Annotated in this window: 18 protein-coding genes; 13 read left to right on the top strand and 5 right to left on the bottom strand. The window is 66.1% G+C overall.

All coding sequences use genetic code 11. The features are described from left to right. Positions 1 to 299 precede the first annotated feature (299 nt). The 5 genes from G3446_RS28670 to G3446_RS28660 all read left to right on the top strand — a co-directional run bounded on the left by G3446_RS28670 (position 300) and on the right by G3446_RS28660 (position 4,936). The gene (locus G3446_RS28670) at positions 300 to 713 is read left to right on the top strand and encodes a cytochrome-c peroxidase (RefSeq protein ID WP_164452635.1); all 414 of its coding nucleotides are present in this window, start codon (positions 300 to 302) and stop codon (positions 711 to 713) included. Further along, a complete protein-coding gene (locus G3446_RS28665; RefSeq protein WP_342450081.1) occupies positions 692 to 1,222 on the top strand; it encodes a cytochrome-c peroxidase in 531 nt (176 codons plus the stop codon). Before G3446_RS28670 ends, G3446_RS28665 begins: the two co-directional genes overlap by 22 nt. Then, positions 1,219 to 3,279, top strand: a complete 2,061-nt coding sequence (locus tag G3446_RS28000; RefSeq protein ID WP_164452633.1) for a PAS domain S-box protein — start codon at positions 1,219 to 1,221, stop codon at positions 3,277 to 3,279. The genes G3446_RS28665 and G3446_RS28000 overlap by 4 nt, the downstream gene beginning before the upstream one ends. Beyond that, positions 3,164 to 4,471, top strand: a complete 1,308-nt coding sequence (locus tag G3446_RS09685; protein WP_245232411.1) for a putative bifunctional diguanylate cyclase/phosphodiesterase — start codon at positions 3,164 to 3,166, stop codon at positions 4,469 to 4,471. Before G3446_RS28000 ends, G3446_RS09685 begins: the two co-directional genes overlap by 116 nt. A 75-nt stretch (positions 4,472 to 4,546) precedes the next feature. Further along, positions 4,547 to 4,936 carry a diguanylate cyclase gene (locus G3446_RS28660; RefSeq protein WP_342450080.1) on the top strand — a complete coding sequence of 130 codons (390 nt, stop codon included), beginning with the start codon at positions 4,547 to 4,549 and terminating at the stop codon, positions 4,934 to 4,936. A gap of 203 nt (positions 4,937 to 5,139) precedes the next feature. Here G3446_RS28660 and G3446_RS09675 read toward each other — a convergent pair whose 3' ends face one another. Then, a complete protein-coding gene (locus tag G3446_RS09675) occupies positions 5,140 to 6,831 on the bottom strand; it encodes an FAD-binding protein (protein WP_164452630.1) in 1,692 nt (563 codons plus the stop codon). A gap of 558 nt (positions 6,832 to 7,389) precedes the next feature. Between G3446_RS09675 and G3446_RS09670 the strand changes: the two genes are divergently transcribed. Together G3446_RS09670 and G3446_RS09665 are read left to right on the top strand one after the other, a co-directional pair. Next, positions 7,390 to 9,318 (top strand): 2-oxoacid:acceptor oxidoreductase subunit alpha, encoded by a 1,929-nt coding sequence (locus G3446_RS09670; protein WP_164452629.1) that lies wholly within the window; start codon positions 7,390 to 7,392, stop codon positions 9,316 to 9,318. Continuing rightward, a complete protein-coding gene (locus tag G3446_RS09665) occupies positions 9,318 to 10,271 on the top strand; it encodes a thiamine pyrophosphate-dependent enzyme (protein ID WP_164452628.1) in 954 nt (317 codons plus the stop codon). The genes G3446_RS09670 and G3446_RS09665 overlap by 1 nt, the downstream gene beginning before the upstream one ends. Before the next feature lie 268 nt (positions 10,272 to 10,539). On the opposite strand, the gene G3446_RS09660 is transcribed toward G3446_RS09665, so the two are convergent. Beyond that, positions 10,540 to 11,079, bottom strand: a complete 540-nt coding sequence (locus G3446_RS09660; RefSeq protein ID WP_164452627.1) for a Uma2 family endonuclease — start codon at positions 11,077 to 11,079, stop codon at positions 10,540 to 10,542. Positions 11,080 to 11,241: 162 nt separating this feature from the next. On the opposite strand from G3446_RS09660, the gene G3446_RS09655 reads away from it, so the two are divergent. After that, a complete protein-coding gene (locus tag G3446_RS09655; RefSeq protein WP_164452626.1) occupies positions 11,242 to 13,755 on the top strand; it encodes a ferredoxin in 2,514 nt (837 codons plus the stop codon). 364 nt (positions 13,756 to 14,119) lie between these two features. Here G3446_RS09655 and G3446_RS09650 read toward each other — a convergent pair whose 3' ends face one another. Further along, entirely contained in the window at positions 14,120 to 16,216 is a 2,097-nt protein-coding gene (locus tag G3446_RS09650) for a TonB-dependent copper receptor (protein WP_164452625.1), read from the bottom strand. Positions 16,217 to 16,702: 486 nt separating this feature from the next. On the opposite strand from G3446_RS09650, the gene G3446_RS09645 reads away from it, so the two are divergent. The 4 genes from G3446_RS09645 (at position 16,703) to G3446_RS09630 (ending at position 22,321) form a co-directional block, all read left to right on the top strand. Further along, positions 16,703 to 18,913 carry a peptidoglycan-binding domain-containing protein gene (locus G3446_RS09645; protein WP_164452624.1) on the top strand — a complete coding sequence of 737 codons (2,211 nt, stop codon included), beginning with the start codon at positions 16,703 to 16,705 and terminating at the stop codon, positions 18,911 to 18,913. 187 nt (positions 18,914 to 19,100) lie between these two features. Further along, positions 19,101 to 19,634: a TRAP transporter small permease subunit gene (locus G3446_RS09640; protein ID WP_164452623.1), complete on the top strand. Its 534-nt coding sequence runs from the start codon at positions 19,101 to 19,103 to the stop codon at positions 19,632 to 19,634. Between the two features lies 1 nt (position 19,635). Then, positions 19,636 to 21,090: a TRAP transporter large permease gene (locus tag G3446_RS09635; protein ID WP_342450079.1), complete on the top strand. Its 1,455-nt coding sequence runs from the start codon at positions 19,636 to 19,638 to the stop codon at positions 21,088 to 21,090. A gap of 301 nt (positions 21,091 to 21,391) precedes the next feature. Next, complete coding sequence (locus G3446_RS09630) at positions 21,392 to 22,321, top strand: Hpt domain-containing protein (RefSeq protein ID WP_164452622.1); 930 nt, start codon at positions 21,392 to 21,394, stop codon at positions 22,319 to 22,321. A 103-nt stretch (positions 22,322 to 22,424) separates the two neighbouring features. Here G3446_RS09630 and G3446_RS09625 read toward each other — a convergent pair whose 3' ends face one another. After that, positions 22,425 to 22,685: a DUF7218 family protein gene (locus G3446_RS09625; protein WP_164452621.1), complete on the bottom strand. Its 261-nt coding sequence runs from the start codon at positions 22,683 to 22,685 to the stop codon at positions 22,425 to 22,427. A gap of 209 nt (positions 22,686 to 22,894) precedes the next feature. Next, positions 22,895 to 23,980, bottom strand: coding sequence for a TRAP transporter substrate-binding protein (locus G3446_RS09620; RefSeq protein WP_164452620.1), 1,086 nt, complete (start codon positions 23,978 to 23,980; stop codon positions 22,895 to 22,897). Positions 23,981 to 24,470: 490 nt separating this feature from the next. Here G3446_RS09620 and G3446_RS09615 point away from each other — a divergent pair, with 490 nt between their 5' ends. Continuing rightward, entirely contained in the window at positions 24,471 to 25,082 is a 612-nt protein-coding gene (locus tag G3446_RS09615; RefSeq protein ID WP_164452619.1) for a hypothetical protein, read from the top strand. Positions 25,083 to 25,464 lie beyond the last annotated feature (382 nt).

The following is a 25,464-nucleotide window of genomic DNA, read 5'->3' as shown; positions in this document are numbered from 1 at the left end:
GTGTGTGTAGTGTATACTCCCGCCTGGAAATGCAATAATCAAGATTGCAACAGATGGTGCCGTCTTTATCCCTTGAATCACAGAAGGCTCGGTTGAGGTTGGCCGATCGCTCCGTGCCGACCCCGACCCCGACCCCGACCCCGACCCCGACCGCCGACCTTGCCCCCACATTCGCGTGCTTGCCCTCCAAGGGCGCCCGCGGGCCACGGCGCGCGGAGCCCGCGGAACTGCGCCTGACGAGTGGGGCTCGACTGTCGGAAGTCGCTCCTGTCCTTCTCCTATGGCTGCTGTTTGCCGGAATGTCGGCCCAAGCGCTCGGCGCCGGTGCGCGCATGGAGCCCATCCTTCCGATTCCCGAGCCGCCGACCCTCGACACGCGCTTGGTCGACCTTGGTGCGCGGCTGTTCGCGGATGCCCGATTGTCTCGGGATGGGTCGCTGAGCTGCGCCTCCTGCCACGACTTGTCGCATTATGGCGCCGATGGTCTGGCGCATCCGATCGGCGTCGACGCGGCCCAGGGGAGCCTGAAGACGCCCACGGTCTACAATAGCGGGCTGAGCTTCGTGCAAGGCTGGGGCGGGCTGGCGTCCACGCTGGATTCCATGGTGGCGCTGGCGATCGAGAGCCCCGCCTCGTTGGGGGGGGGCGCTGGCCAGAGCTGCTGGCGCGCTTGGGATCCGACGAGCGGCTGGTGGCGGATTTCGACGAGGTGAGCGAGCAAGGTATCACGCCGGCAATGGTCTCGGGCGCGATCGCGGCCTTCTTGCGCACCCTCGCCACGCCAGGCTCGCGTTTCGACCGTTGGCTCGAGGGGGACGACGCCGCCTTGACGGAAGCCGAGCTGGAGGGCTACCGCCTGTTCAAGTCATATGGCTGCGTCAGCTGCCACCAAGGGGCCAATGTGGGTGGCAACATGTACGGCCGAATGGGGCTGATGGGCGCCTATTTCGCCGATCGTGGCGGCGAGGTCACTCAAGCCGATCTCGGGCGTTTCGGCGTGACCGGCCTTGCCGAGGATCGCCACTTGTTCAAGGTTCCCAGTCTCCGTCTGGCCGTCCACAACGCGCCCTATTTCCATGATGGAAGCGCGGAAACGCTCGCCGATGCGATCCGGCTGATGGCGCGCTATCAGCTCGGGCGCTCCATTTCGCGCGCGCATGTCAGGGCCATCGAGGCGTTTCTCGCGACCCTCGTCGGCGAGCGTCCGAGGCCGGGTCGATGAAGCGGTTCGGCCGCTCGCTCTCAGTTTTGCCGCTGGCTCTGGCGATTCTGATCGTGCTCATGCTGTTCGCGGGCACCCAAGTGCTCGACGAGGACGCGCACTCCGGCTGGACGCGGGACCTGCTCGCCGTCAAGGAGCTGGAGGCCCGGCTCGATCGGGATACCCTGCGCGTCGCGGCCTTCCTGTTGGCGCAATACGACCCATTGACCGAGGTCGACGACAAGCTGGCGTCTTTGGAGCACGACTTCCGGGATCCCGGTGCGGGACGCTACGGCACCACCACCGATCTGATCGACGAGGCCATCGATGCTTACTGGCGCAGCCTGGATCGCAAGCGGGCGCTCATCGAGCGCATCAAGCTGCAGGCCGCGCTGCTGCGCAACGGCCTGAGCTATCTCCCCTTGGCGGTCGAGGAGCTCGCGGCCAGCGGCGCCGAGATCGCCGGGTCGGCCTCCAGGCTCCTGAATCGGCTGTACCTGCTCAATCTCTTCCCGACTCAAGGCGATGAGCGGGCGATTCGCGAGGACCTCTCGGATCTGGAGGATAGGCTCGTCGAGCGGGGGCCAGACGCGGCCATGCTGCGAAACATCGTGACGCACATGCGCGCCAATCTCGCCGGGCTCCTCGAGCTGCGGCGTCTCCGCGACGCCTTCCTCGCCGTGCCGAGCGGCGAGCGTTTCGAGCGACTGCAGACGCTCTACACGCGGTATCAGTTGGGTGTAACCCATGGCGGGGAGCAATTCAGCATCGTCCTAGCCGGGTTGACGCTGACGTTGCTGCTGGGCTTGGCGCTGGTGCTGCGCCATCTGGAGCGGGCACGCATCCAGTCGGTGTGCGAGCGCAATCGCCTCCGGGATGCCGTGGAGAGCCTGGGCGAGGCCTTCGCGCTCTTCGACGCGGAAGGGCGGCTGCTGCTGAGCAACCGGCGCTTCGCCGCTTTCTACCCGTGGCTGGCAGACGCCCTCCAGCCTCGCGCCGCCCATGCGCAACTGGAGCGCGAGACCCGCGAGCGCATTCGACGATTGCCCGCGGCTGGTGCCACGGACGCTTCCGCGACCAGCCAGACCTACCTCGAGCATCTCGACGATGGTCGCTGGTACTTGGCGAGCGACTCGATGACTGCGGAGGGCGGCATGGCGTGCGTGCGCTTCGACATCACCGAATCCAAGTGTCGCGAGATGGAGCTGCGCAAGCTGTCCTTGGCGCTCGAGCAGAGCCCTGCCTCGGTGATCATCACCGATACCCTGGGCCGCATCGAGTATGTCAATCCGCGATTCGAGGAGGTGACGGGCTACTGCTCCGCAGAAGTCCTCGGACGCAATCCCGGCTTCCTGAAATCGGGGGACAAGTCTCCCGACGACTACCGCGCGCTGTGGGAGACCCTTCGCGCCGGCCGCGAATGGCGCGGCCAGTTTCACAATCGGCGCAAGGACGGCCAGATCTTCTGGGAGTCGGCGACCATCTCGCCCTTGCGCGACGAGACCGGGTGCGTGACGCACTTCGTCGCCGTTAAGGAAGACATCACCGCGCGCAAGCGGGCCGAGGAGCAGCTGCGCACGAATGCCACTGTGTTCGAGACGACCGCGGAGGGGATCATGGTCACGGACGCGGACAAACGCATCAAGACGGTGAACCCGGCCTTCTCGCAGATCACCGGCTACGCGCCCGAGGAAGTGCTGGGGAAAGACCCGAGGATTCTCAGCTCGGGCCGGCACGACGCGCGCTTCTACCAGGCTTTGGCAGCGGCTGCTGTCTCGTGGCGACTGGTCGGGCGAGATCTGGGACCGACGCAAGGACGGCAGTGTCTTTCCCGCCTGGCTATCGATCGTGGCCATCAAGGACGACCGCGGACAGCTGATGGAGCTCGTCGCCATCTTCTCGGACATGACGCAGCGCATGAACGACGAGCAGCAGATCCGCTACCAGGCGCACCACGACGCCTTGACCGGCCTGCCGAACCGCGCGCTGCTGCAGGACCGCTTGGAGCTGGCCATTGCGACCGCGCAGCGCGAGCGGCGCTCCCTGGCCGTGCTCTTCATCGGCCTCGATCGCTTTAAGTCGGTCAACGAGAACCTTGGGCACGTGAGCGGTGATCTCTTGTTGCAGAAGGCGGCCGGACGGCTCGATGCCTGCACCCGGCAGGCCGACACCTTGGCGCGTTTCGGCGGGGACACCTTCGTGATCCTGCTTCCCGAGGTGGCGGGCGGCGAGGAGGTTGCCGCGGTCGCCGACAAGATCATCGATCAGGTCGGTCGGCCTTTCCATTTGGCAGATCGAGAGGTCTTCGTGGGCGCCAGCATTGGTATCGCCCTCTATCCGGCGGATGCCGAGAGTGCCGATGCCATGCTGCTGCATGCCGACATGGCGTTGACGGGCGCCAAGGAGGCGGGGCGCAGACGTTACCAGTTCTTCACCGTGGGGATGCAGCGCTCGATCCGTGCGAAGGCCGAGCTCGAGCAGGAGCTGCGGCGCGCCCTCGAGCGGCAAGAGCTGATCCTCGAATACCAGCCGGTGGCCGATGTCCTGACCCGCCGCCCGGTCGCCTATGAGGCGCTGGTCCGGTGGTGCCATCCTCGGCACGGCATGGTGTCACCCGCGCGCTTCATCCCGTTGGCCGAGGAAACAGGTCTGATCGAGCCGCTCGGCCGCTGGGTGCTCGAGACCGCCTGCCGCCAGCTGCGGGTCTGGCAGGGGATGGGCTGTTCGGATTTGTGCGTGGCGGTCAATGTCTCGGCGCGTCAGCTCGAGCTCGGGCTCTGCGCGGCGGATGTTGAATCCATCCTCGTGGCCAGTGGCGTCCGCCCGGCCAGTCTCATACTGGAGATCACCGAGGGGCTGATGCTCGACGGCCGCGCCGAATCCTGCGGGCGGCTCCAAGCGCTCCGGGATTTGGGCGTGCGGCTCGCCGTCGACGATTTTGGCACGGGCTACTCCTCCCTCGGCTACCTCAAACGCTTTCCCGTGGACGAGCTGAAGATCGATCGCTCATTCGTGCAGGGCTTGCCCGACAGCAGTGACGACGTGTCGCTGGTCGAGGCGATCATCGGGATCGCCCGCAGCCTGAATCTGGCTCTGGTTGCCGAGGGCGTCGAGAACCAGCGTCAGCTTGCGTTTCTGCGCGATCGCGGTTGCGGCTTGGTGCAAGGCTACTTTCTGGGGCGGCCGGCGTCGGGCGAGGCGGTATCCGCGTGGTTGGCGTGCCCGTCGGAATCTGCGAGCCCCCGCCAGGAATCTGCGGCCCATGCTTAGTCTCGTTTTGGGTTTTCGCCGCTCTCGGGTCCGAGCGCCCTGGGTCGACGCATCGAATCGGCCACCCCGCTAGGTGTGCGGAGGGGGCGGGCGTCATCTTGGTCCGATCGGCGGTGTCGCTCTCTTGGTGGGCGCGCCCTGCAAGCAGGTGTGGTCCGGGCGCTTGCTCGCGGTCGGTTTCTTCGTCCTGATCGCTCTTCTGCTCATGGCGCTGGCGCTCGCCCTGTCTCAGATGCAGGGCTTTCTAGGATCAACGACTCGCTCGGACACGAGACTGGCGACCTGATGCTCGGGGAGATCGGCAAGCGGCTCGGGCATCGCCTGTGCGGCGCGGACATGGCGGCGGGTTTCGGCGGCGATGAGCTGATTGCCGTCCTCGGCGCGCTCGAGCGCATCGCGGATGTCGAGATTGTCGCTCGCGACCTGATCGAGGTCATCGCGGCACCCTTGGTCATGGGCGATTAGGACGTAGCGCGTGGGCCTCAGCATCGGGATCGCGATCTTCTCCGATGACGCCGAAGATCTGGACGGGCTCATTCGGCGAGCCGTGCGCGGCGGCCCGCGGCCTCAATGATCTAGCGAGGCTTCGCCTCAAGCCGACGAGCCATGAGGATTGCCGCGGCACAACAACCTGACTCATCTGCAAGGGTTTCGGCCCCTCAAGGAATCTAGTAGGTTCTGGCCTCCGGCTGGAACCGGGTAATGCTCACCGGCTCGAAGCTCAGCGTCGAGTGATCGCCCGGGCCCTGCACGGCGACCGTGTGCTTTAGCCAATGCTCGTCGTCGCGCGTGGCGTGATCCTCGCGATAGTGGGCGCCGCGGGATTCGTTGCGGGCGAGGGCGCCCAGCGTGACGGTCTCGGCGAGCGTCAGCATGTTGCGCAGCTCGAGCGCGGCGAGCATCTCGGTGTTGAAGACGGCGCTGCGGTCTCCGACCATGAGCTTGCGGTAGCGGTCCTTGAGCATCTCCAGGTCGGCGAGGGCGGCGTCCAGGCCTGAGGCGTGACGGTAGATGCCGGCCTTCTCGGACATGACTCGGCCGAGCTCGCGGCGGATGCCGGCGACCGTCTCTTTGCCGTCTCCCTCCATCAGCTCTTTGAGGCAGGTCTCGGCCTCCTCAAAGGCACCCCGGGGCATGGCGCCCAGCTTGGTGCGGCGGGCGTACTCGACCGCGTGGCGGCCGGCGCGGCGCCCGAAGACGAGGATGTCCAGCAGCGAGTTGCCGCCCAGGCGGTTGGCGCCGTGGACGGAAACGCAGGCGGTCTCGCCGGCGGCATAGACCCCATCGATCGGGGTGCAGCCGTTGATGTCCGTGTGCACGCCGCCCATGGAGTAGTGCGCCGTGGGCTTGATCGGGATGGGCTCTTCGATCGGGTCGACGCCCTCGAAATCGATGCAGAGCTGACGGATCTGGGGCAGGCGCTCCAGGATGCGCTCGCGCCCGAGGTGTGTCAGGTCCAGGAAGGCCTCGTCGTCCGGGCCGCCGCGGCCCTCGCGGACCTCGGTCTCGATGGCGCGCGAGACCAGGTCGCGCGGTCCCAGCTCCATCTTGTCCGGGGCATAGCGCTCCATGAAGCGCTCGCCGAGTCCGTTGAGCAGATGACCGCCTTCGCCGCGCGCGCCCTCGGTGACCAGGATGCCGCTGCGGCGCAGGCCAGTGGGGTGGAATTGGATGAACTCCATGTCCTTGAGCGGCAGGCCGGCCCGATAGGCGATGGCCGAGCCGTCTCCCGTGTTGCCGTAGGCGTTGGAGGTGCGCGTCCAGTAGATGCGCCCGTGCCCGCCGGTCGCAAGGATGACCGCCTTGGCCTGGATGGTGTGCAGCCGGCCGGTGCGTAGGCTGTAGGCGTTCACGCCCATGCAGCGCTGACCGTCGTGGATCAGATCGAGCGTGACCCACTCGTTGAAGTAGTCGACGCCGTGCCGCAGCCCCTGCTCGTAGAGGGTGTGCAGCATGATGTGGCCGACCTTGTCCGCGGCATAGCAGGCGCGCGGCTTGGAGGCCCCGCCGAAGGGGCGTTGGGCGATGCGCCCGTCCGTGGTGCGATAGAAGGCGGCGCCCCAGTGCTCCAGCTCGCGGACCACGTCCGGTGCCTCGCGGCACATGAGCTCGGCGGCGTCCTGGTCGGCGAGATAGTCCGACCCCTTGACGGTGTCGAACCAGTGCTCCTCCCAGGTGTCGCTCGGGTCGCGGTTGCCGAGCGCGGCATTGACGCCGCCCTGGGCCGCACCCGTATGCGAGCGGGTCGGATAGACCTTGGTGAGGACGGCGACGTGCAGGTCCTCTTCGAGCCGGGATTCCAGGGCCGCGTAGAGCCCCGCACCTCCGGATCCGACGATCAGGATGTCATAGGTCAGCATGGCTTGGCTGCAGCGGTCGCGGCGCGTGGGGAGCCCAGCGCAGGGTTGATCGGATTGTCCTCTCGAGCCGCCTGCCATCTGTCGCGGCGGTCGGCTTCGGGCGTGCGGCGCTTCTCTGAGCGCCTTGGGGCGCTTATACTTCCCTAAAAGAAATCAATATTCAATATAGCCAATGACGCGATTGGAGCCCCAGGCCCTCATTTGCCCGATCGGCAACGCTCGGGCATGAGCTAGGTCAAGAGGAGGATTTTCCTGGCGCTCGAGGGGGTTGCGCGAGGCGCGGCGTCTGGGATAGAGAAAGGGGCTGACAATTCCATGATCGAGCGGGGGCTGGCCATGTGGGCTCGAATCCGATGTCCTTCGCCAGGCTCGCGGACGCCGCCTCGGGGTGTCTATTGACGCTGTCGATCCTGTTCGCGCGCCGCGGTTGCGGCGGGCCTGCCTGCTTCGGAGCCATCCATCACAGGTCTTTCCTCGACCCCTGCCCGACGGCGGCGCCGTTGGGACGGTGGTCGTAACCTCTAGCGACTCCGGCTTGGCCGGGGCAGGAAGTTTCGAGTGAGCACAGCCACATCAGAGGCCGCTGTGTCCAAGGCGCATGCCAGCGCAGGGCGCGAGGCCAAGATCCTCAAAGAGCACATCGTCGAGATCGTCAGCGATTCGGGCGAGGGTGCGCAGAAGTGCGGCCAGACCTTCGGGACCGTCGGCGCCAAGATGGGCAACGGCGTCTGGACGGTCGAGATCATCCCCGCCGAGATCCAGCCGCCGGCGCGCTCGCCGGCCGGTGCCAGCGGCATCCGCATTCGCTTCGCTTCGCACACCGTCACCAACATGGGCGACGAGGCCGACCTGGTCGTCGCCTTCAACGAGCAGGTGCTCTATTCGCGCATCGCCAACGGCGCCTATCACAGGGGCACGCGGGTCCTGCTGGAGGACAAGTGGCGCGACGACCCGGTGCCCGAGATCCGAGAGCAGTACGCCAAGGCCGTCGCGGAGTTCCGCGAGAACGGGCTGGACGTCCATGAGCTGCCGATCGAGAAGGCCTGTCTCGCCATTACCGAGAATCCCAGGCGCGGCAAGAATATGTTCGTGCTCGGCATGCTCTGCTATCTCTACTCGCGCGACCTGGATCGCGCCAAGGGCGAGATCGCCATCGCCTTCAAGCGTAAAGGCGCCGAGGTCATCGGCCTGAATCATCGCTTGTTCGAGGCCGGCCATGCCTTTGCCGCCGAGCAGCTCGATTTCCGCTACGCCGTGCCGCCGCAGCCGGAGGAGGCGCTGGCCGGGAAGCGCTTCATCGTGACCAATGGCAATCAGGCGGTCGCGCTGGGCGTCATGGCCTCGGGGATGGAGCTGGTCTCCATGTATCCCATCACCCCGGCGACCTCGGCCTCGCATTATCTGGCGGACGTCTACCATCAGGTCGGCGGCTTCGTGCACCAGGCGGAGGATGAGATCGCGGCCATTGGCTTCGCCATCGGCGCCTCCTACGCGGGCAAGACGGCTTGCACCATCACCTCGGGTCCGGGGCTGGCCCTCAAAACCGAGATGCTGGCGCTCGCCGTCATGGCCGAGGTGCCCCTGGTCCTGGTCGACGTCCAGCGTGGCGGGCCGTCCACGGGGCTGCCGACCAAGGTCGAGCAGGGCGATCTGCTCGCCGTGCTCTACGGCGAGCCTGGCGACGCACCCAAGGTGGTGCTGGCCGCGGCGACCATCGAGGAGTGTCTGCACTTCGTCATCATGGCACGACGCCTCGCGGAGACCTTCCGCACACCCGTGGTGCTGCTGACGGATGCCAACCTGGCGACAGGTGTGCAGCCCTATCCCCGCCCCGAGCCCAGCGCGGAGTGGCTGGCGCCGCCGGTCGACCAGTCCGAGTGGAGCGAGGACGTGCCGCCCTACGACTGGGACGCACGCACCGGGCTCTCGCCGCGGCCGATCCCAGGCATGCCGGGCGGTCAGTACATCCTGACCGGCCTGGCGCACACTACGCACAGCAGGGTCGCCTACGATTCGGACTCCAATCAGCTCAGCTCAGAGATGCGCAGCCGCAAGCTGTCGGCGCTGGCGAGCACGCTCAACCCGCCGACGGTGCATGGCGACGAAGACGGCGATCTGCTGCTGGTCGGCTGGGGCTCGACGCTGGGGGCGATCGAGGAGGCCGTCGACCGGGCACGGGCGGAGGGGCTGGCGGTGTCCTGCGTGCACCTGCGCTTCCTTGCGCCGCTGGAGCCCGGTCTCAAGGAGATCTTCGCGCGCTTCCGTCGCGTCATGACCGTCGAGATCAACTATAGCGACGACCTCAAGGCGCCGCTCATCACCGACGAGACCCGCCGCTATGCCCAGCTCGCCATGCTGCTGCGCGGGCAGACCCTGGTCGACGTCGACTGCTGGTCCGTGGTCTATGGACATCCGCTCCAGCCGGGGATGATCCATGGGGTGATCCGCGAGCGGCTGGCCGCCATCCAAGACGGAGGAGACGCTTGATGTTTGGACTCAAGGCCGATTGGTCAACCGAGGTCTTCGACCGTTACTTCACCATCGGCGACTATGCCGGCGGCGAGGCCCGCTGGTGTCCGGGCTGTGGCGACCATGCCGTGCTCAGCGCCGCCCACCGCGTGCTGCGCGACGAGCAGCAGAAGCCGGAGCTGTCCGTCTGCGTCTCTGGCATCGGCTGCTCCAGCCGCATGCCGCACTACATGGGCACCTATGGTTTTCACGGTCTGCACGGACGCGCGCTGCCGGTCGCCTGTGGCGTCAAGTCGCGGCGTCCCGATCTGGACGTCTGGGTGGCGACGGGTGACGGTGACTGCTTCTCGATCGGCGCCGGTCACTGGCTCCACGCGCTCCGCTACAACATGAACATGGTCGTGATGGTCTTCGACAACGCCATCTATGGCCTGACCAAGGCGCAGACCTCGCCAACCACGCCGGTGGGCTTCAAGACCAACACCCATCCGACCGGCGCCATCATCGCCCCGCACAATCCCCTGACCGTCACGCTGGGGATCACCAATGTTTCCTTCGTCGCCCAGGTCGTGGACTGGAATCCGCCGCTGCTGTTCGAGACGCTGAAGGCGGCCTATCGGCACCGCGGTACCAGCTTCGTGCGCATCATCCAGCGCTGCCCGGTCTATTCGGACAAGGTGGTGAAGGAGCTGCAGAGCGACCCCTCGCGCTTCCTGCTGCTACAGCACGAGAAGGGCCTCGCGGTGGACGACAGCGCGCTGCGGCAGTTCCCGGAGCGGACGGAGCATGATCCCTCGGATCTCGGGCGGGCCTTCCAGGTCGCCCTGGACGAGAGCCGCATCCCGCTCGGGCTGCTCTATCACAACCCGGCTGCGCCCTGTTACGAGGATATGTCGAGCCAGGGGACGGACTTTACGCCGGAGCAACGGCTGGCGGGGCTGGAGACTGTGCTGGATCGGTTGACGATTTAGACTTTGCGTCAGTGGTCAGTGGTCAGTGGTCAGTGGTCAGTGGGCGTTTGAGCGGGTGGCGTTGCGCATTTGCACCGCGCCCAATACTGGAGGTGCGTGATGGGGTTTGGCTCGTGAGTCTGACCGACTCGAAGCCGACCAGGCTCAGGGCTCCCGGCGCCGACGGCTATGCAGTTGTGGGGCCGTTGAAGTTGCGCGAGCCGATTGACATCCCTGGTCTCTAAGGGAAATGCCTGGGCCTGTTAGGGCTGTTCGGAGATCGACGCCTCTAGCGTCGTTTCCAGATGCGGCCGAAATCGAAGGGGATGATGCACTTGGACAGCGCGAAGGCGTGGGTCTCGCCCTGGAAGTCGCCGACCTTGCGATAGGCGCCGTCGACGAGCCGGTAGACCTTGGCCTTCTTGAGCTCAGGGTAGACCAAGACGTAGTGAGCGACGCCTTCCTCGGCATAGAGTTGAAGCTTGGTGTGCTCGTCGCGTCTGGCTGTCTTCCTCGAGATGACCTCGACGATCAGCTCGGGTGCCTGAGTTAGGCGCGCTCCTTCCGGCGAATCGCAAGTGATGAGGATGTCCGGGCGAACGACGGTGTCCTCCGCAAGCTCGACATCGATCTCGTAAAGGGGCTCGCATTCTGGGCAGTTGTCGAGGAGCTGGCTCAGTTGTGCGTAGATCGCGCCACTGGCGCGTTGATGCTCGATTCCCGGTGATGGCGTCATGGCAAGCGGCATCCCATGAATCAATTCCCAGTCGCCCTCCCAGATCTCATAGTCGGCGACGCTGTAATGCTCGATCAGTCGTTGCGAGGACATGTTCATCTCCGGCCGATCCACGAATGTGCTGAGCATAGCCTCAGCGCGGTGCGCGTCACGCTTTCATTGTAACCTAGCCCCTCGTTTGGTCGGCTGGCGCGCCGTGACCGCGCACGTCGCTTCACAAGACCTCAGGTCCATCGCTCCAGATGCCTTAGAACTATGACCACGGAAAAGAACTACGAATCCCAGTTTCCCGCTGCAGAAGGGGAGCGAGTGCCCGCTTTGCCGATTGCCGTCAAGGACGCCAAGGCGACGCGCGAACTGATGTTCACCTTGCGGCACTTTCACCTCGGCGACCCTGGTGGGCGCGCGGCGCTCGAGCCGCTCGGAGATGACTGGCTGCCCGCCTTGCTGGATCCCTTCCGGGACGCAAATCGGCTGCGCTACGACTATCCGCTCATTCTGTTCCCACCCGCCGAGGGCGATGGCTCGCAGCCGGCCTCGGAGCTGGCGCAGAGCCTCGCGCAATGGTTGAGCGAGACCGTCCAGGGCTTCGGACCCGAGGCGCAGTCGGCCCGCATTCTCAGGGATCACCTGCCCTGGCTCGAGCACCATTTGCGCACCACGCTGAGGGATCACGAAGGCCCCTTGCTCGCCGTGCCTGTGCTCAATGCCGCGGGTCTCGCGCTGCAGCAGCACCTGGGGCTCGACCAGACGCATCGTGACGCGCTCGCCCAGAACCTGGAGCGGCTGGCCGCGGCGGCTGGCGAGGCCGAGGTGATGGGCTATGGGCGCTATCCCGCGCTGCATCTGCTCATCCATGCGATCCGCAGCCGCGTGGTCCCGCGCCGGGCAGGCTTCCAGGCACGGGTCGACGCCTGCATTCGTGGATTGAAATCCCTGTTCGAGGTGGAGTGGGGCAAGTCGGTCGAGTCGATCGAGCCCAGGCGCGCGCGCGATAGCGTGGGGCCCGGCGGCGGCCGCTTCGATCCGGATGCCCTCTCAGAGGTCATGGACTATGGGCGCGGGACGCGCAAGATGTCGCCCGAGCGCCGCGCCCGCATCGAGCAGGCCTTGGAGGTGCTGGAGAGCTGGCGGCCGGATCCCGTTCTCGTGCGTTTCGTCCACCTCGGTGCCATCGATGCGGACTGGATGCGCGCGAGCGAGGATGTGCGTGATCTGGTCGACCCGGATCCCAGCGGGCGCGCGACCGCACTCTTCGACGAAGAGGCCGCCAAGCTCGCCCAGGTCTTCGCCGCGGTGCGCATCGCCGAGCTGGAGATCGGGTCGATCTATGATCCGACCATCCACGACCCCTGGTTCGCGACCTTCGGCTGGGAGGCCTTTTCCCACGAGGAGCTCTTGCTCGTTCCCTGCGTCATTGCCCTGGAAGATGCCAGTCGAGTCGCGGGCGAGGGCCTGCGCTCGCTGTCCCGGCTACTGAGCTCCGGCAGGCCGGCGCAGATCCTGGTGCGCATCCAGCCGAGCAACAACCCTGGCGCCTTGCCGGACGAGGATCCCTTCCAGTCCTATCGAACGGAGCTCGGCTATCTCGGGATCGCCCACCGGCAGGCCGTGGTCAACCAATCCTCCGCGGCCCGTCACCAGAACTTGATTCAAGGCTATCTGGAGGCCTTGGACGCGACCCACACCAGTCTGCACCTCATCAACACAGGGATGCGGCCCGACAGCAATCTGCTGCAGCTCAACGCCTGGCTGGTCGCCGGGGCGGGGATCGAGGGCCGCGCCCATCCCTTCTTCCGCGTCAATCCGGCCGCCGGGGACTTCGCGGCCAATCGGGTCTCCTTCGACGGCAATCCCCAAGAGGACAGCGATTGGCCGGTCCACCCCTTCAGCTTTCGCGACGAGAACGGCACGGAGGCGACGCTCGACCTGGCCTTCACCTTTGCCGACTACGCCATGCTGGTCCCGCGGCTGAGGGAGCACTTCCGCCTCATCCCGCCGGGCTGCGACTCGGATTCGCTCGTCCCTGTCTCCGACTACCTCTCGCTTCCGCTCGACGAGGCCAATCAGCGGCTGCCCTATCTCTGGGCCGTCGACGGCAACGCCATCCTGCACCGGGTCCTGGTCTCGCGCGAGCTCATCGTCGCCTGTCGCGACCGGCTCAATTTCTGGCACAGCCTGCAAGAGCTGGCAGGGGTGAGGAACCGCTACGTCGAGCTGGCCATCGAGCGCACCCAGGCCGAAGAGCGCCAACGGGCGGCCGAGGAGCGCACGCAGCTGGAGGCCGAGCATGCCGCCGAGGTCGAGCGGGTGCGCGAGCGCGCGGCCGGGGAGGCCATGCAGCGGCTGACCGACACCCTGATGGGGCTGGACTTCAACGCGGCGGTCGGAAACATCCTTCCCGGCGGGCGTCGCGCGGAGCCGGTCGCTGCGATCGAGACCGTCGATGCGACCGTCGCGAGCCAGCCCGAAGAGAGCCAGTCGGAGCAGCCGGCCGAAGACGCCGCGCCAGACCTCGGCTTCGACGAGCCCTGGATCGACACGCCGCTCTGCACCAGCTGCAACGACTGTCCGAGGATCAATTCACAGCTATTCGTTTACAACGAGGATAAGCAAGCGCTCTTGGGCGACCTCAACAAGGGGACCTACGCCCAACTGGTCGAGGCCGCCGAGATCTGCCCCGCCAAGTGCATCCACCCAGGCAAGCCCTGGGACCCGGAGGAGCCTGGCCTGGATGCCCTGGTCGAGCGGGCCGCGGCCTTCGCTTGAGCCTTCGTTCGGTGACTTGAACCGCAAAGGCGCGAAGGATGCGTCTGTAGGGTGGACGAGCCAGGGAGACTGTGAAGAAATTCTGCGCAGGTTGGGCTGAGGTACGAAGCCCAACATGGCGGCTAGCCTAACGCTTTGATTGTTGGCCCCCTGCGTCGGCCCAACCTACACCAATCTGCGATCTTCGCGGTGCGCTTGGATTACTCTCACAGTCTCCAGAGCGAAGTCCACCGAGCCTTGCTCCGGTGCTGGCGGACTGCGCTGCGCTTGTCCGCCCGACGTCTCCCGTGCGCCGATTCCTCTGGCTCCCACGCCCCAGCGTGGGAGCACCTCGGCGACGCTCCAGCGTCGCGTGGCGATGGACTCAGAACGCGACCGACGCCCGCGCCCAGACCGTGCGGCCCGGCTCATTGACCTGCACCGCCTGCGGGTTGAAGGGGTCGACGTTGGCGCGGTTGACGTGGTAGGCGTAGGTGCGGTCGAAGACGTTGTCGACGCCCAGCCGTAGCTCGCCCTGTCTGCCGAGCTTGACCTGTCCATAGAGATCCAGCACCCACCAGCCCGCGGTCTCGCCGACGTCCAGGCCGCTGCCGGTCATGGGGTCGTCGTCGACACGATCCTGGGTGTTCGCCCAGGTGACCTGGGCGCCGGCCGCCCAGAGGTCCTGCCGATAGTCCAGCTTGAGGATGCCGCTCAGGGGCGGGATCTGGGCGATGGCGCGCCCGTCGGTGCGGTTCTGGGCATAGACGTACGCCAGTGACGCGCCCGCCTGCCAATGCTGGGCGAATTCGATCTCGCCGCTCCATTCGCCACCCGTCAGCTCGGCATCGACGTTGCGATAGATGGTCGCGTTGTCGCTCCGCAGGATGCCGGACTGCCCATGGGCGCGGTCGCGGAGGATGTAGTCGGTCACGCGGTCGTAGAAGAGGGCGAGGTCCGTCCGCCAGGCCGCGCCTGTCTTCGCCAGCGTCAGGTCGAGCTGGTGGTGCTGCTCGGGATCGAGATCCGGGTTGCCGACCCAGCGCATGGAGGCCGGATTGCCGTTGGACGCCAGGTAGCGCTCGGTCGCATCCGCCGTGCGCAGGGTCCGGCTGACGCCGGCGGTCAGCTCCAGGTCGTTGCCCAGGTCATGTCCGTAGCTGAGGAAGCCGCCGAGGTTGTCCTCGGTCGCGTCCTTGGCGGTCTTGCCATAGTAGGTCCGGTAAAGCTGATTGGCCGACATCACCCAGGCGGGACCGGTCGGCGCCTTGTTGGCCCGCACGTCCGAGACGCTGGACTCGACATGGTCATAGCGCAGCCCGCCCTTGATCCGGCCATGTGCCCCAATCCCCTGCTCCGCCTCCGCAAAGAGCCCGAGATCGCCCTGCTCGACGTCCGGCCACATGTAGGATTGCGGGACGTTCACGCTGGAGGACTTGTAGCTCCAGTAGCGTGTCGCATCCCGAGTGACGTTCAGATAGTCCAGCCCGAGGGTCCAATCGGTCCCGCGCGTGCTCAGGTCCGCGACGATGCGCCCACCCGCCGAGTTGGACTCCGTCGGCACCCGCATCTTGAACATGGCCGTGAGCGGGCGCAGCGAATAGTTGTCCATGAGGTGGTCGACGTTGACGCTGTAGAGCTCGCCGCTGAGACGCTGCAGCGCGCCCATCGCGACCTCTTGGTCCAGCTTCAGGCGCCACTGATTGGTGTTGCTATAGGGCGAGTCCATGCCGGCCCCGGCGAAGAGCAGGTCCCAGTCGTGGGTGGCGTCGTAGCTCAGCTCGACCCGCGTGGCGTCGCTCGGGGTGTAGCCCAGGATGATGCCGGCCGACTCGGTGTTGTAGGCGCTGCGGACGGTGTTGCCGCTGCCGTCCTCATAGTCGTCGGCGCTGCGGTAGCTGCCAAGGGCGCGTGCGAAGCCGAGCGGATTGCCGATGGCGATGTCGGCGCTGGCCGACTGGGTATCGGCGTTGCTGGTCAGGCCGCCTGTGAAGCGCGCGCGCGCCGACTCGGCCTCGGCAAAGCGCGGCGTCTTGCGCTCGAAGATAACGGTCCCGCCGCTGCCGCCCGCGCCATAGCGGACGGTCTGTGCGCCCTTGATGACGGTCAGGCTGTCATAGCTGTCCAGATCCAGCAGGGTCGTCGGCGGGTCCATGCGATTCGGGCAGCCGCCGAAGGCATAGGCACCGTCCATGAGGATGTTGAGCTGACGATGCTTCTGGCCGCGGATGATGGGGTCGATGCCGTGACCTCCCATGCGCGAGCCGTCGATCCCTGGCAGGCGGCGCAGCAGATCCCCTGCGTCGGCCGGCGTGCTGATATCCAGGGCGTCGAGCGAGGCTGAAAAGGTCAAGGGTGATTCGACCTCAAGCGGCTCGCGAACGACCTCGATCTCCGGCAGCAGGGTTGTCGCCTCTTCGGCATAGGCAGCCAGGGATCCGGCGCCCCATACCAGACCCGTCAAAAGAACGGACTTCGACATCTCATCAAACCTCTCGCAGCTTCTGTGATCGAAACAGCGGGGAGGCTATTGGAAAAAGGACGGGAGGGATGCCTTTGTGCAGCTTTCCTGACTCAAGGCAGAAATATTTGGGGTAAAACACGGATTCACCGGGGCATTTCACGCGAGTACGGCAAGCGTCCGCATGAGGGCAGGACGCAGGCCGCGCGTCTGCTTCGCTGCAGTCGAGTTTTGAAAGGACTACGCTTCTCACTCGCTTTCGGCTTGCACGCTCAGCCGTTTCGGTCGGACATTGGTGGCCCATGCGCCCTGTCCGGCGATCCATACCTCTGGCTGTCTTGTCACGCGCCCAGCGGATTTCCCATGTGTGCGCCGATGCTGCCGACGCGACTGCTCTGCGTTGAGCCTGCGCATACTGTTCACCTGGATTGATTCGCCAGACGGCATCACCATCTGCGAGAGGCCAGCGTCTCGCCTTTCTCTCACCAGTCAGCAACGGGTAGATCAATGGTGCGCAAACAGAAGCAGGGAAGATCGCCGCTCGGCGGCTCGGTCGCGCTGCTGTTGGCGTTGGGTCTCGGATCCGCTTCCGCCGCGGGAGATCCGGCGGACGTCGACGCCCCCGCCTCGGAGCCGACGGCCCAAGCCCTGGCCCTTGCCGACTACCGCGCCATGGCCGCCCGCCAGGCGAGCAATTACGATTCCACCCAGGATATCTCTCCCGAGCAGATGCTCCTGCTGCTGGAGGTGTCCGAGCGGACCGGCGCGAGCCTAGGGCAGGCGTTGGCGACCGGGGAGTTCGAGAGCGCCAAGACCTGGAACGATTTCGTCCGCCCCACGCTTGGTAATGGCAGCTTGGGCTCGGCAACCGGCGTCTGGCAGTTCATTCCCTCGACCTTTCACCTGATCATCAGGAAGTACGGCGCAGACCTGCTGGCGGCGAGCTCGGCAGACGAGGGCTCGGGGAGGGCGGCACTGGATCTCGGCGCCGGGCCGTTCAGCGATGCGCGGGTGCGCGCGATCATTCGGGAGACCGTCGACGGGGTGCGCGACCGTGACGATGTAGAGCTTCAACTGCTGCGGCACAACTTCACGGTTCTGGCCTTCGCCAAGCACTATCTGAGCGTCGAGTCGGGCGCCAAGACACCCGAGGAGGACTACCTGTTCCACTTTCTCGGTGCCAGGCGCGGCAGGGAGATCCTGGCGCTGGCCCGCGGCGAGGCCCGGCATACCTTGTGCGTGAAGCAGTCTCTGCCATCGGCTCCCGCGGGGTCTAAGCGGCCGGCGATCGCGGCGACGGCCGACGAGCGTCGCGCAGTTTTGCGTGCGCGCCGTATCTTGCGCTCCGCGTCGATCGCAGCGGCGGATTCCTCCGCCACCGCCGGAGGTTTCGCCACGCTGCCGCGAATCTCGGCCAGGTACGGCCTCAGCTCGGAGCTGCAGCGGCATGGCCTGGTTGGCAAGGCCCCCAGCTTGGACGCGTCGGCCGTCTATCGTCCGTCCTCGCGTCCACCGACAGGCTCGGCGGTCTGGTCGAGTCCCGACGTGGTGACCTCGCCTCGGGTCTCGTCCCAGTGGGGCCTTCCCGCCGACTCGCCTGTGGTTACCGGAAATGCGGGAATGTTCTACCGCGACGGCAGTGCCAAGACGGATCCCTACACCTGGGCCGAGTTCATGAGTGCGCTCACCAAGCGGGTTCAGGCCAAGCGGCAGCCGGCCATGGTGCGCGCGAAGTATGGCGTGGGCTTCGCGCTGAAGGGCGGCGACATGCCTGGCTGGACGCTCGACGGCGACAAGCGCGTGGAGACCGCCGAGCTGCGCCATGAGATCAGTGGCAGTCTGCTGGTGCCGGAGAAGCTGATTACTGGGCCGCTCGATGCCATGGAGACGCGGACCTACAAGGAGCGTCTTGCCGAGCTGATTCGCCAGGGCGAGGATCTGCCCTTGGCGACCTTACCGCCATCCGTTGTGTCGGCCCTAAGGCACTTGGGGCTCTTGTCGTCCGATGTCGCGGACTTCGACACGGATCGTCCAGAGGTCCGCGAGGCCTTGCACGCCTTCCGCGAGCTGGTCGGTAAGGACGACCCCGATGCCCCGGCGCTCGTCGATCGGCTGATGCCGGCCGAGCGCGTCGCGCTCGAGATGTATGACTGGCGCGTCGCCCGCTATGCGGCCCTTCAGCGCAGCCAAGAGGCGGCGATGGCCGATGCCTTGGACCTCATGGGGATCAAGCGGCTGTTGAAGTCGCATCGCCGCGCCTCGAAGCCACACATCGCCGCCCTGCAGGAGGCCCTGGCCGAGGAGGGGCTGCAGACCCAAACGCGCGGGAGACGGCCGAGCAAGCGCCTGCACTTCGATGGCATCGCCGGCAAGCTGACCCGCGGGGCGCTCGACCGCTTCCAGCTGCGCAGCGGCTTGCGCCAGACCCATGGTCTCTTGGACCCGGTGACCTTGGCCATGCTTGGGCTTCCGCCAATGGGACGGGATATCTTTCTGGCTCCCTCCGGGCCGCAGTGTCTGGTCCAGCCTGAGCTCGAGACTGCGCCAAGCTGTGAAACGCCGCGAGCGACGGGGCGCATCGTTTTCTACAGCCTCATCCCGCGCGGCGAGGATTCACTGCCCGCCTGGTCGGACCTCCTGCTGGCGGAGGCCGAGATTCCGGAGCCGCCCAGCGAGCCTGAGGTCTCTGCGCGCCAGCCCGGGGTCCTGGGCGACTGATCGCTCCGGGCCGCCGCCGGCTCGGCGCACCTTCCATCCGTATCGCCCGCCGCCGCTGCTCGTAAGGGCGAGGAGTGCTTGCTTTCCGGCAGTCTCGCGCTGACCCGCAAGCGCCGCCTCTCCCTTGGTTCGTCCTGCCGCCTCTGCTAGTGTTGCCGGCTATCTCAAGCTCCGGAGCCGACTGAGGATGGACGCGCTGCTACGTCTCTCGGATTTCATCGATACGCTCAATCGCCGCATCGGTCAGGCGGCGATGTGGCTGGTCCTGGGAAGCGTGCTGCTGAGCGCGCTCACCGCCACCCTGCGCTACACGCTCGACTGGGGCTCCAACGCCATGATCGAGGGCCAGTGGTTCATGTTCGGGCTGGTCTTCCTGTTCTGCGCGCCCTGGACGCTGCTGGAGCGTGGCCACGTTCGGGTGGACATCCTCCACAATCGTTTGCCGCCGCGCGTGCGCGTCGGGATCGACATCCTCGGCGGCCTGCTCTTTCTGCTTCCCGTCTGCGTGCTCGTCATCGTCGACGCCTGGGACTACTTTCTCATCTCCTTCCACCAGAACGAGGCCTCCTACAATCCGGGGGGGCTGATCTGGTGGCCGATGAAGCTCGCCATTCCGGTCGGATTCACCCTGCTCGCGCTGCAGGGCCTGTCCGAGGTCATCAAGGGCTTCGGCGCGCTGACCGGTCGGCGGCCGCTGCCGGCCGCTCAGGGAGGACACTGAAGTGGAGGCCTGGCTGATCGCCAACATGGCGCCCGTGATGTTCACGGCGCTGGTGCTCTTCCTGCTGCTGGGCTACCCGGTCGCCTTCTCGCTCGCCGCCGTGGGCATGCTGTTCGGCTGGATCGGCATCGAGCTGGGCATGCTGACGCCGTCACTGCTGCAGGCGCTGCCGGACCGTGTCTTCGGCATCATGCGCAACGAGATCCTGCTTGCGGTGCCCTTCTTCACCTTCATGGGCCTCATCCTCGAGCGCAGCGGCATGGCCGAGGAGCTGCTGGACACGGTCGGGCAGATCTTCGGCGGCGTGCGCGGCGGTCTGGCCTATGCGGTGGTCTTCGTCGGCGCGCTGCTGGCGGCGACGACCGGCGTGGTCGCGGCCTCGGTCATCGCCATGGGGCTGATCTCGCTGCCGATCATGCTGCGCTACGGCTATCACCCCAGGCTGGCGACCGGCGTCATCGCCGCGAGCGGCACCCTGGCGCAGATCGTCCCGCCCTCGTTGGTGCTCATCGTCATGGCCGACGTGCTGGGCCGCTCGGTCGGCGATATGTACAAAGGGGCGCTCATTCCCGGTCTGCTCCTCACCGGCTTCTACGCGCTCTTCGTCTTCGGCACGACCATCTTGAAGCCGGACAGCGCCCCTGCGCTGCCGCCGGAAGCGCGTACGCTCCATGGCCGGAAGCTGCTGTGGCGCGTCGTCATCGCGCTCATTCCGCCGCTGGCGCTCATCTTTCTGGTGCTCGGGACCATCTTCATCGGCTGGGCGACCCCGACCGAGGGCGGCGCCATGGGCGCGGTGGGCGCCCTGCTGCTGGCGGCCATGAAGAAGCGGCTCAATCTGGACATGCTGCGGGAGTCCATGACCTCGACGGCGCGCATCACCAGCTTTGTGATCTTCATCCTGATCGGCTCCAGCGTCTTCAGCCTGACCTTCAGGGGTGTCGATGGAGATCTCTGGGTCGAGCACCTGCTGACCGGACTCCCCGGCGGCGTGATCGGCTTTCTCATCTTCGTCAACCTGCTGGTCTTCTTCCTGGCCTTCTTCCTGGATTTCTTCGAGATCTCCTTCATCATCCTGCCGCTCCTGGCCCCGGTCGCGGCCAAGCTCGGCATCGATCTGGTCTGGTTCGGGGTGCTCATGGGCGTGAACATGCAGACCAGCTTCATGCACCCGCCCTTCGGCTTCGCGCTCTTCTATCTCCGCTCGGTGGCGCCGGCCAAGGTGCGTACAGTGGATATCTACTGGGGCGCGGTGCCCTTCCTCGGCATCCAGCTGGTCATGGTCTTCCTCATCATCGCCTTCCCAGAGCTGGTGAGCTGGGGGCTGGACGGACCGACGATCAACGAGACGCCGACCGAGATCAGTGTGCCTGAGCCTCAGGGCGGCTCGAGCCTGCTGGATAGCTCGGAGTTCGATGGGCTCCTTGGCCCGCCGCCTGCGGATTTCGGTCAGTAGGTCTGATTGCTCGGGTGATGGACCGCCGGGCGAGGGCCGTTTGCGCGCAGACTCCCTATCCTGAATCCGGGACTCAGCTCACAACCTCGGGCAAAAGCGCGGCGATGAAGGTGACAATGGCGTGGAGGAGGGTCGAGAATCGGGCCGCGCAAGCGCGTAGCGGTAAGGCGGAGTCGTGCGCAGCCCGATCCTGAGCCCTCCGTCCCGTTGAGCATTCGCATCCGACTCTGTGCCTGCCTCGGCTCGGCTGGGCGCCGGAAGCGTGCCGGCACAGCACTGGATTCCATGAGGGACGTGAGGCATGTCGACAATGACCCTAGACGCGGACGACCAGGAAATCATCGAGATCTTCGTCGAAGAGGCCGAAGAGGTCCTGCAAGAGATCGATCAGAACCTGAAGGCCCTGAAGGCCAACCCCAAGGACAAGGCCGCACTCGGAGAAGTGCGCCGCGGTTTCCATACGCTCAAGGGCAGCGGCCGCATGGCCAAGGCCCTGGATCTCGGCGAGCTCGCCTGGAAGATCGAGAGCATGCTGAACCGCGCGATCGAGGGCAAGATCCCGGTCAGCGAGCCCATGATTGCGCTGATCCAGCGATGCCATGGGGCCATGCCCAAGCTGGTCGATGCCTTCAAACGACAGCGCCCGTCCGGCCTGGAGTCCGAGATGCAGACCATGATGGGTCAAGCCGACGCCCTGGCCAGCGGCGAGACCCAAGTTGCCAAGCCGCGTCCGGCGGCAGCCCCGCCCGCGGATACCTCCGGCCTCCAGGCCAAGCTCGGCGAGCTGCAGCGTCTGCTGGATCAAACCGCGAAACGCGCGGACGAGGCGCTTCAGCGCGCCGAGATGGGCTTGCAGCAGTCGCGTAAGCTGGCAGGTCACTTGGACGCGGTCGGCAAGGAGCTGCAGAGAAAGGGCGCGGGCGCCGATCTCAAACCGCTCGCCGAGCGCGTCAACACCTTAGCGAGAGACGTCCTCGAGCTGCGGGAGCTATCACGGGGTGCGCCGCAGACGGGCGCAGCTCCCGACACCCGCGAGGTCCAGCATCTCATCGATCAGCGTGTGCGCGAGCGCAGCCATGCTGGCGAGCGATTGCGCCAAGAAACGGACAAACGGCTGGAGATCATGGCCGAGGCCGTCGTCTCGGCACGTCGGATCGCCATCTGGGGGCTGACCATCGGAATCCTGCTGATGATCGGTGCGGTCGGAACCGCCGCTTACTTCCTGCTCTGACGCTCCAAGATGTCTTGGTGGCCGACCGCTCTCGCGGTCTGCCACCGGCCACTCCCCGAGCTGGCTTCCCGGCAAGCGGGGATTCTTGCTCGGTGACGCTGCCTCAATGGCCGCGTAGCGCCTCGATCAGCTCGTCCTTGGTCATGGTCGAGCGACCCTGGATCCCGATCTCTTGCGCCTTGTCTTGGGGCGCTTCCTCGGTCCATTCCTCGCAAGGCGGCGCCTTGCCGCCTTTCCGCCCGGCCTGCCTGCTATCGGCATTGGCGATCCGGGCCGCCTTCTCCTGACGCATCCCTTGGCCTCTGAGCGCCTCGTACTGCGCGTCCTTCTTGATCTGAGGACCCTGATCTTCGTGCTTCGCCATCGTCGTCTCCCCTGAGCGGCTCCCTTGTCAGTGCCTTGCGGCAAAGCAGGCGCCAGGATGTCTTCGGCTCACAACCTGAAAATCTGTTTGCGGTGTCTCGCGCCGAGTGGGGCCTATCGCCGATGGAATGGTGGCTTTGAGCCGGCGCAAAAAAGCCCTGGCGTGCGGTGCAGGCCAGGGCTCGGTTGCTTTGGGACCGACGTCGGCGCCTACTTCATGCGTCTAACCGCCTGACGGAAGTTCGACATCGATGACTCGGCGACGCCCCACCACACGTCCGAGCTCTTCTGGAAGTCGGTCATGGAGTCGTAGAGCTTCTTGAAGGTCGGGTTCTTGCCGGCTTCTTCCGCATAGACCTCTTGGGCGACCTGGTAGGCCTTCAAGAGCACGTCGTCCGGGAAGCGGCGCAGCTCGGCGCCCGCCGCCATGAGGCGCTGCAGTGCGGGCGGGTTCTTGGCGTCATAGGCCGCCAGCATCTCCAGATGCGCGTCGTTGGCCGCAATCGCGAAGGCCGCTTGATAGGACGGGGGCAGCGACTCCCACTGCTCCTTGTTGACGTAGAAAACCAGATGGGTGCCCGGCTCCCACCAGCCCGGGTAGTAGTAATACTTGGCGACCTTGTAGAAGCCGAGCTTCTCGTCGTCGTAGGGGACGGTCCACTCCGCGGCGTCGATGGCGCCGCGCTCCAGGGAGGGGTAGATCTCGCCGCCCGGCAGTGACTGCGGCACGGCACCGAGGCGCGAGAAGATCTCGGCGCCGAAGCCGGGGATGCGGATCTTGAGGCCCTGGAGGTCGTCGAGCGACTTGATCTCCTTGCGGAACCAGCCGCCCATCTGCGCGCCTGTGCTGCCGCCGGGGAAATTGAGGATGCCGTACTCGGCGAACATCTCGCGCAGCATCTCCATGCCGCCGCCTTGCAGCACCCAGGCGGTGAGCTGGCGGGTGTTGAGGCCGAAGGGGAAGGTGGTTTCCAGGGCCAGCGCCTTGTTCTTGCCGAAGTAGTAGTAGGAGGCGGTGTGGCCGCACTCCACGGTGCTCTGCTGCACGGCGTCCAAGACACCGAAGGGCGGGACGATCTCGCCGCCGGCGAAGACGCGGATCTCGAAACGCCCGTCGGTCAGCTCGGCGACGCGCTTGGCCAGGGTCTCGGCGCCGCCATAGATGGTGTCGAGGCTCTTCGGGAAGCTGGAGGCCATGCGCCATTTGATGGCGGGGCCTTGCGCCTTCGCCGGAAGGGAGAGGCCGGCGGCGACCGCGCCGACACCTGCGGTTCTCAGGAAGTCACGTCTCTGCATGCTGTCCTCCAGATGCACTGATGCATTGTTTGGCATTTCCGTGGATGTCGCCTCAGGCAGGTGTGCGCTGTCGATGCTCGGCTCCACCGCCGGCGCATTGTATCCAAAGCACTCCTCGGATTGCGCGCGTCGGCTATTCTCGGAGAGGATGGCGCTGCCTGCTTTGCCGGGTCGTCCTCGACAGCTTCGCTGTCGCGCCTCGGAAACATGCTGCCAGAGGTGCGCGAGCGCTATGACCGTCGGCGCAGGATCTGGCCGCATTGTTGTCAGGCGCATGGTTTTGTTTTGATTGGCGCACAAGAACGGCGCGCTTGAGCCACTATGCTAAGACCGGTGAGCGAGCGTCTGAAGCGACGACAAGACCGCGGGCCGATGTCGTCCGCGATGGCGCGTCTATCCCTATCCAATCATTCGTATCCGCGCCCCGGCATCGGGATTCCGTGCCGAGGCCATGCGCAGGATCCCCGCTGGCTCTGCTGGAGCGAGTTATTTGACGAAGTCATCATCCCATCGACACGGCGTGACGGACGAGCATCCAGTGGTCGAGACGGCCGAGGACGCGAGGGTGTATCTGTTCGTCTGCGCGCAGTGGATCAAGGAGGTGCATGCCGCGCTCGAGGGAGCCCCCAGTCTGCGGCACCTCGAGCTCCATGGCTTCCAGGCCTGCTGCGGTGAGCCGGCGGTTTCTTGCGAAGAGGTTCGTCGGCGGACTGCGGCCATCCCCGGCGATGCCCCCGCGGTTTGGCTCGGGGGTGACTGTCTCGCTGCGCTCGGCGACGCGCGCAGCGAGGTCGAGGCGGTGGCGGGCGAGCTGGATCGGCACGTCGAGATCGCGCACATGCGCGAGTGCGTCCACATGCTCGAGGACCCGAGCTGGGTAGAGGCGCAGCTCAAGCGTGGTGTCCATCTCTGCACGCCGAGCTGGCTGGACCATTGGCAGGCGCTGCCACCCGAGTGCGATCCTCGAAATCCTGGCGTGAATGGCGAGCGCTTGGCCGATGCCAAGACCGAGCTTGTCCTGCTCGACACCGGGCGTGATGCCCATGCGGAGATCAAGCTCGACGCCCTTGCGGAGCGTCTCGAGCGGCCGGTCGCGACCTAGTCGATCGGGCTGGGCTATCTGCGGTTGAATCTGGAGCGGATTGCCGACAGAGCCCAGCTGCGTGCCCAGCAGCGTGCCTCCGCCGCCTTGATCGCGCTATCGCAGCGGCAGGCGCGGGCAACCGCGATGGCGATGGACCTCCTGAGCCGCATTTCGATGGCGGCGAGCGAGCAGGCGGCCGTCGGCAAGATCCTGGAGATCTTCAGGGCGCTCTTCGCCCCGGGTCGTCTCTTCTACTTGCCCGTCGATGCCGAAGGAATTCCCAGCGAGCCGGTTGCCTCGAGCGAGCCATCCGCGGCATCGCTTAGTCCCTTATCGACAAAATCTTTGACAAAACGATGAGAATTCTAAAGGGCCTCCAGCACGAGACTCGGCTGCACAA

Source organism: Thiorhodococcus minor, assembly GCF_010820565.1.
GTDB lineage: Bacteria > Pseudomonadota > Gammaproteobacteria > Chromatiales > Chromatiaceae > Thiorhodococcus > Thiorhodococcus minor.
Note: the sequence above shows the minus strand (reverse complement) of the source record. Positions and strands in the feature narration are given on the sequence as shown.

Excerpts from the sequence above, each read along its gene's own strand:
- G3446_RS09665 (WP_164452628.1), top strand. The coding sequence starts at position 9,318 with ATGTTTGGACTCAAGGCCGATTGGTCAACCGAGGTCTTCGACCGTTAC.
- G3446_RS09630 (WP_164452622.1), top strand. The coding sequence starts at position 21,392 with ATGTCGACAATGACCCTAGACGCGGACGACCAGGAAATCATCGAGATC.
- G3446_RS09645 (WP_164452624.1), top strand. The coding sequence starts at position 16,703 with ATGGTGCGCAAACAGAAGCAGGGAAGATCGCCGCTCGGCGGCTCGGTC.
- G3446_RS09660 (WP_164452627.1), bottom strand. The coding sequence starts at position 11,079 with ATGTCCTCGCAACGACTGATCGAGCATTACAGCGTCGCCGACTATGAG.
- G3446_RS09675 (WP_164452630.1), bottom strand. The coding sequence starts at position 6,831 with ATGCTGACCTATGACATCCTGATCGTCGGATCCGGAGGTGCGGGGCTC.
- G3446_RS09625 (WP_164452621.1), bottom strand. The coding sequence starts at position 22,685 with ATGGCGAAGCACGAAGATCAGGGTCCTCAGATCAAGAAGGACGCGCAG.
- G3446_RS09650 (WP_164452625.1), bottom strand. The coding sequence starts at position 16,216 with ATGTCGAAGTCCGTTCTTTTGACGGGTCTGGTATGGGGCGCCGGATCC.
- G3446_RS28670 (WP_164452635.1), top strand. The coding sequence starts at position 300 with ATGTCGGCCCAAGCGCTCGGCGCCGGTGCGCGCATGGAGCCCATCCTT.
- G3446_RS09620 (WP_164452620.1), bottom strand. The coding sequence starts at position 23,980 with ATGCAGAGACGTGACTTCCTGAGAACCGCAGGTGTCGGCGCGGTCGCC.
- G3446_RS09655 (WP_164452626.1), top strand. The coding sequence starts at position 11,242 with ATGACCACGGAAAAGAACTACGAATCCCAGTTTCCCGCTGCAGAAGGG.
- G3446_RS09640 (WP_164452623.1), top strand. The coding sequence starts at position 19,101 with ATGGACGCGCTGCTACGTCTCTCGGATTTCATCGATACGCTCAATCGC.
- G3446_RS28000 (WP_164452633.1), top strand. The coding sequence starts at position 1,219 with ATGAAGCGGTTCGGCCGCTCGCTCTCAGTTTTGCCGCTGGCTCTGGCG.